The sequence below is a fragment of the Candidatus Acidiferrales bacterium genome, assembly GCA_036514995.1.
Lineage (GTDB): Bacteria > Acidobacteriota > Terriglobia > Acidiferrales > DATBWB01 > DATBWB01.
Genome location: DATBWB010000083.1, coordinates 1 through 6,365, shown reverse-complemented (window position 1 = coordinate 6,365; position 6,365 = coordinate 1). Strand labels below are relative to the sequence as shown.

General features: G+C 59.8%; 5 protein-coding genes. 2 read left to right on the top strand and 3 right to left on the bottom strand.

Annotation, left to right across the window (positions count from 1 at the left end):
* Nucleotides 1-143: 143 nt before the first annotated feature.
* The 3 genes from VIH17_05985 to VIH17_05975 form a co-directional block, all read right to left on the bottom strand.
* The gene (locus VIH17_05985) at nucleotides 144-758 is read right to left on the bottom strand and encodes an inosine/xanthosine triphosphatase (protein ID HEY4682784.1); all 615 of its coding nucleotides are present in this window, start codon (nucleotides 756-758) and stop codon (nucleotides 144-146) included.
* 79 nt (nucleotides 759-837) lie between these two features.
* Nucleotides 838-1,725 carry a prohibitin family protein gene (locus VIH17_05980; GenBank protein ID HEY4682783.1) on the bottom strand — a complete coding sequence of 296 codons (888 nt, stop codon included), beginning with the start codon at nucleotides 1,723-1,725 and terminating at the stop codon, nucleotides 838-840.
* A gap of 58 nt (nucleotides 1,726-1,783) precedes the next feature.
* Complete coding sequence (locus tag VIH17_05975) at nucleotides 1,784-2,278, bottom strand: nucleoside 2-deoxyribosyltransferase (GenBank protein HEY4682782.1); 495 nt, start codon at nucleotides 2,276-2,278, stop codon at nucleotides 1,784-1,786.
* A 451-nt stretch (nucleotides 2,279-2,729) separates the two neighbouring features.
* Here VIH17_05975 and secA point away from each other — a divergent pair, with 451 nt between their 5' ends.
* Both secA and VIH17_05965 read left to right on the top strand, forming a co-directional pair.
* Nucleotides 2,730-5,462: a preprotein translocase subunit SecA gene (gene secA, locus VIH17_05970; protein ID HEY4682781.1), complete on the top strand. Its 2,733-nt coding sequence runs from the start codon at nucleotides 2,730-2,732 to the stop codon at nucleotides 5,460-5,462.
* 130 nt (nucleotides 5,463-5,592) lie between these two features.
* The coding region (locus tag VIH17_05965; protein ID HEY4682780.1) for a PQQ-dependent sugar dehydrogenase at nucleotides 5,593-6,365 on the top strand (773 nt) is incomplete at its 3' end.

Sequence of the window (6,365 nt, the reverse complement as noted above, 5' to 3'; positions counted from 1 at the left end):
CTCGGCCCGCCGCAAGCGTCGAATCAGTTCCTCGCTCTTGCCGGAAAACATGGGGCCGCAGATGACTTCCACCCAGCCCATGTTGCCTTTGACAAAATCCATGATTGCCTCCGGGCACTATGTTAATCGTCCTGGGTAATTCGTCAATCGGGGCGGCGCCCCGGATCACCCCGCGATGCCGGGCGGTAGGCGCCCGCATTGTAGAAAGGGGCAAAGGCGTTGATCACTGCCGTGCGAAAGGAATCCTGCCGGCGAATGAGATTGAGGGTGAGGATCCCCCAGGCGCCTTCGTGGTCGCGCAGCTCTTTTTTGCCTGCAAACCGGTCGATGACGTGACCCAGCTCGACACCATCGTCCACCACCGCTTTGGCGATGGGCTCGGGAATCAAGATGCTCCCGCCGCTGCCAAACGAACCGCGCTGGCCATCGGAGACGTAGGCCCAGCTTTCCAGGAACACCAACCTGTCCTTGTCTCTTCGAACGACGTCGAACCCTCCTTCGAGCCCCACCAGAAATCTCCACGGTTGCTTTTCCGCCTGCGCTTTTTGAATGAGCCGCTCGACACGGGAGCGGGCCCCGCTCATCAAATCCTCGCGCGTCAGCGGCGTGTGCCCGACGCCGCTGGAGACTTCGACGCCAAGGACTTCAAAGGGCTCGTCCGGGGAGATGAGCGGCCAGAAAGCGCTGGCCGCCTCCCAGACGGCGTTGAGTTTGGGCCGACGCATGGATCCGACGGCAATAATCATGGCAGCAGGCATTGTCGGGCTTAGCGCCCGACATGCATATCGGAATGAATTCCGATACTCCCATCGGCGACCGGTGGTTCACGGCGAGTGGTTATTTCTCAATCATCGTGCTCAGCACCGGCAAGCCGCGGCCGCTCAAAATGAACTTCGTGTTCGGGCTGGCGGCGAGCTTTTCGGTCGCTTCGATGGCCTTCCATTGCAACAAGGACGGCGTAATCCCTTGCGAAACGATGGCTTGAAAGTCGCGCACGCCGGCGGCCTCGATGCGTTTGCGTTCCGCTTCCTGTTTCTCGCGCTGGAGCACGAACTGCATCTGCTGCGCTTCCTGCTCGGCGCGCAGCTTCCGCTCGATGGCTTCGGAAACGGAAGTGGGCGGCTTGACATCACGTAGGAGCACTTGACTGGCGTGGAAGGCGGGGCCAAACACCTTGTCGAGTTGCCGTTGGATTTCGACGGTAACCGTTTCCCGGCCAGCCGTGTAGAGCGCTTTGGCATCGTGCTCGGCGGTGACGCCTCGGATCACCGACCGCAAGGTGGGGGCGACCACCACCTCCCGATAGCCCAGCCCGTAGTTGCGGAAGACCTGGGGCGCCTGCTCCGGCGAAAGATTGAAAAGCAGCGAAGTCTCCAGGTGCATGAGCAGGCCTTCCTGGCTGGGCACGCTGGCCACCTCTTTCACTTCCTGGGTGCGAACCGACATGCGAATCACATTGGCAATCGGGTTCACCGTGCGGAGGCCTTCCCGCAGAACGTACGGCCGGACCGCGCCCAGGACTTGCACCACCCCGATCTCGCCCGCCGGGATGATCACCACCGAATTGAAAAGAACCCCGCCCACGAAAAACGCCAGGGGGATCAAGAGAAGCTTCCGCGTTGAGACCACAAGCTCGCCCGTCTGCCGCCGCCGCGTCTGCATGCGAGCGTACAGCAGGCCAGCCACAACGAAACCAAGAATCGTCAGGAAAATAAGCGTCGTCATCAGTTCCTCCTCAACGAGACTTTAACGTTCCAAATCATAAGTGTGCATAGATGAAGGATCAGCGGCTCCACAAGGCGGTCTGACGCGCCTGGCGGCCGTAGGTCTCCTGGAAGTAGGCTTTCAGCTCTTCGAGGGATCGGAAGATGCGATCGGCGCAGGCAAGCATCCATCCGCTGATCAGGCTGAGCGGCTCCTCCGTCACCAGATAGACGGGAATCCCTTTGCGATAGGCGGCGGTCATTTCCGCCGCTGTCCCGCCGCTCTGAGCGGCCATGTTGTCCCAGAAACAGATTAAATAGTCGGCCTTGTTTTCGATGATGTCCAGATCGTAGTTGATGATTTTTCTCACCGCCCGCCGGTAGCGCTCCGCATCCGTCTCCTTCCATTCGCGAAAGTGGGCCATTTCATCCTCGGTGAGGTCTTTCTTTTCGTCGGCGGCAGGGTCATAAACGGAATGTCGCAGCTCTTCCTCGAGGAAAGGACGGATCTTCCTGCGCCAGAGCTTGCCCTGGTCGGGAGCGAATTCAATGGGACCGCACAGGTATGCCAGCATCGTATGCTAATGGCAAACAGCGAGGTGCTTCCAAAGCCTTCGATCTTCCGTCGCTGGTACTCCCGCCGGGGGCGGCCACCTCACCCGAGTATTCGCCGGCAATGCCATCAAAGAGCTCTCTCTGGACAAGAAATTCTCGCTCCTGCGCGGAGACCAGCGTGGCTGCGCACAGCACGAGCCCGCAAGGAAAGGACGGAAACGCATCAGGGGTTTTCCCCGGAGGGAATTCGGCGCGATGATAACGAAGCTTAGACGGAAAGTCAAAACAGTGACCCATCGCCCCCGTTCAAGGCAGGCCCGCCGCGGCGGAGGTCAGCCGAGGCAGATTGCATTTTCGCGGAAGAAGATGCTGCTTGAACAACCGGTCGCGTTGACTTGCTGATAGCGTGGCTCTAGAATGGATTGATTCGAGCGAAGAGAACGAGGCTTGCCGAGCGACCTCCCCTGAACCATGGCCGCCTTTAACACGATCCTGACCAAAATCATCGGCACCAAGCACGACCGCGAGATGAAGCGTCTCCGGCCGACCATGGTGGCGATCAATGCGCTCGAGCCGGAGATGCAGCGCATGTCCGACGAGCAGCTCCGCGCCAGAACCGCCGCCTTCAAGGAGCAGTTGGAGCGGCGGCTGGAAGGGATCGAGGACGAAGCCGAGCGGAAGACCGCGATGAAAGAAGCTATCGAGGAGTTGCTCGTGCCGGCGTTTGCAGTGGTGCGGGAGGCAGGGAGGCGAACCCTCAACATGCGCCACTTTGACGTGCAGCTCATCGGCGGCGTTGTCCTGCACGAAGGCAAAATCGCCGAGATGAAAACGGGCGAGGGCAAGACGCTGGTGGCGACCCTGCCCGCCTATCTGAACGCCCTGGCCGGCAAAGGGGTGCACATTGTCACGGTAAACGATTATCTGGCCCGCCGCGACGCCGAATGGATGGGAAAGATTTACAGATTTTTGGGGCTGCAGGTGGGCGTCATTGTGCACGACCTCGACGATGCCCAGCGCCGCGAAGCGTATAACGCCGACGTGACCTACGGAACGAACAACGAGTTTGGCTTCGATTACCTGCGTGACAACATGAAGTTTGAACTGGCCGATTGTGTCCAGCGCCGCCACCACTTCGCCATCGTGGACGAAGTGGACTCCATCCTGATTGACGAGGCGCGCACCCCCTTGATCATTTCCGGCCCCGCCGAGGAGTCCACCGATAAATACTATCGCATCGACCGGATCATCCCGAAGCTGATCCGCGACATTGACTATACGCTGGACGAGAAGTTACGAACGTGCACCCTGACCGAAGAGGGCGTGGCCCGGGTGGAAAAAGTGCTCGGCCTCGGCAACCTCTATGACCCCGCCCACATGGACACCATCCACCACGTCTATCAGGCTTTGAAAGCCCACACCCTCTTTAAGCGCGACGTGGACTACATGGTCAAACGAAACGAGCAATCCGCCCAGGATGAGGTGGTCATCGTGGACGAATTCACCGGCCGGTTGATGCCCGGGCGGCGCTGGTCGGACGGCCTGCACCAGGCGGTGGAAGCGAAAGAAGGGGTCAAGATCGAGCGCGAAAACCAGACGCTGGCGACGATCACCTTTCAGAATTATTTCCGGATGTACTCGAAGCTCGCCGGCATGACGGGCACGGCGGACACCGAAGCGGCCGAGTTTGCCAAGATCTATAACCTCGATGTGGTCGTCATCCCCACGAACGTCCCGCTCATCCGCTACGAGTATTCGGACATCGTCTATCGCACCGAGCGCGAGAAATTCACTGCTGCGGTTGCCGAGATCCAGGAGAAGTACCAGCAGGGCCAGCCGGTGCTCGTGGGAACGATTTCCATCGAGAAGTCGGAAAAGCTGAGCGAGATGCTGAAGAAAGCCGGGGTCCCGCACCACGTCTTGAACGCCAAGCAGCACGAAAAAGAGGCGTACATCGTGGCCCAGGCCGGGCGCAAGCACACCATCACGGTTTCGACGAACATGGCCGGCCGCGGCACTGACATCCTGCTCGGCGGCAACCCGGATTACATGGCCAAGGAGCATTTCCTGAAGGCCGGGCGCGACCCGGAGACAGTCTCGCGGGAAGAGTGGAACGAGGTTTTTCAGCAAGGGAAGGCGCAAACGGACAAGGAGCACGACGAGGTGGTGGCCTTCAACGGGCTCCACATCCTGGCCACCGAGCGGCATGAAGCGCGGCGCATTGACAATCAGCTTCGCGGCCGTGCCGGGCGCCAGGGCGATCCCGGTTCCTCGCGCTTCTACCTTTCCTTGCAGGATGATCTCCTGCGCATCTTTGGCGGGGAGCGCATCTCCGGGCTGATGTACAAGCTCGGCATGGAGGAGGGTGTTCCCATCGAATCGAAACTCATCACCCGTCGCATCGAAGCCGCCCAGAAGGCAAGGGAGGCGCAGAATTTCGAGTCCCGCAAACACCTGCTCGAGTACGACGACGTGATGAACAAGCAGCGCGAGACGATCTATCGCATGCGGCGCGAGCTGCTCGAGGGCGTCGAGCAGAAGGAAGAACTCCTGAACATTGCCGAAAATATTGCCACTGAAATCATCGACACGCACTGCAACGCCAAGGTGCACCCGGACAAGTGGGATGCCCAGGCGCTGCGGAACGAAATCTGGGCGCAATTCGGCATGGACATCAAGGCGGAGCGGATCGATCCCGGCGCGCTTAACCACGATGAGCTGGTCGAGGCGCTGATCGGCCGGCTCAAGCAAAAGTACGACGAAAAAGAAAAATTGCTCACCCCGGAAGGGATGCGTTGGCACGAGCGGGTGATCATGCTCCAGATCGTGGACACCCAGTGGAAGGACCACCTGCTTATCCTCGACCACCTGAAGGAAGGCATCGGCCTGCGCGGTTACGGGCAGAAGGACCCGCTGGTCGAGTACAAGCGAGAATCGTTCGGCCTGTTTGAGGAGTTGCTCGACCGCATCGACCGCGAAACGATTCGTTACCTGTTCCTCATGCAGCCGGTCACCCAGGAAGACCAAACGCGGGAGATCGAACGCCGGCAACGCCGCCAGGCACAGCAGTTGGTCTTTTCCGGCGGCGAAACCGCAAGCGAGGCCCGCCAACCTGTCCGCCGGGGCGATAAAATCGGCCGCAATGACCCCTGCCCCTGCGGATCGGGCAAGAAATACAAGAAGTGCCACGGGGCGGCTGCTTAGACCATCCGAAAGCCACTAAGTTTCCACCTGAAGGTGAACCCATACCCACCGGGAGTCCCCGTCCGGGTGATTGACGGCGTTGGCCAGCGCCACTACCATAGGTCGCCCGAAGACCAGGGAGGCAACGAATTTGGAAGTAAATCGCGCCCCATCCCTCCTTCTCCCGTTTTTGAATCTGATCTTGGGTTTGAGCCTGGCGGGTTGCAGCGAAACGGTGGCCGGAAATCCGGCGCCCCCCGGGCCAGTTCCCTTCCGTGCAGAAACCTTTCTGGCCAACGCGAATTTTCCCGTAACGATGGCGTTTGCTCCGGACGGCCGGCTCTTCTACAACGAATTGAGGACCGGGAACATCCGGATCATAAGCGATGGCCAGCTCCTGCCTACACCCTTTGCCACGCTCCCGGTGAGTATCAACGGCGAACAGGGATTGATCGGCCTGACCTTTGATCCGAACTTTTCCCAAAACCGCTTCGTCTATGTCTATCACATGAACCTGAATCCGCTGGTTGGCCGGGTCGTAAGGTTCACCGATCAAAATAACAGCGGCATCAATCAACTGACGATCCTAAACGACATCCCAGTCGCCACGATACACAACGGCGGCAACATCGGATTTGACAGGGATGGCCGTTTCTATCTCACGGTGGGCGAAAATGGCAATCCGGCAAATTCGCAGTCGCTGACCAATCCCGATGGGACGCCGAACCTGCTCGGCAAGATTCTGCGCTACACCATTGACGCGAGTGGCGTGGCGACTCCGGCCGGCACGGTTCCGGGCGACCCGAACAGCCCGATCTTTGCTCTGGGGCTGCGCAACAGTTTTGACTTTACGTTCCACCCTTCGACCGGCACGGTGTATGCTTCGGAAAATGGCCCGACCTGCGACGACGAAGTGAACCGCAT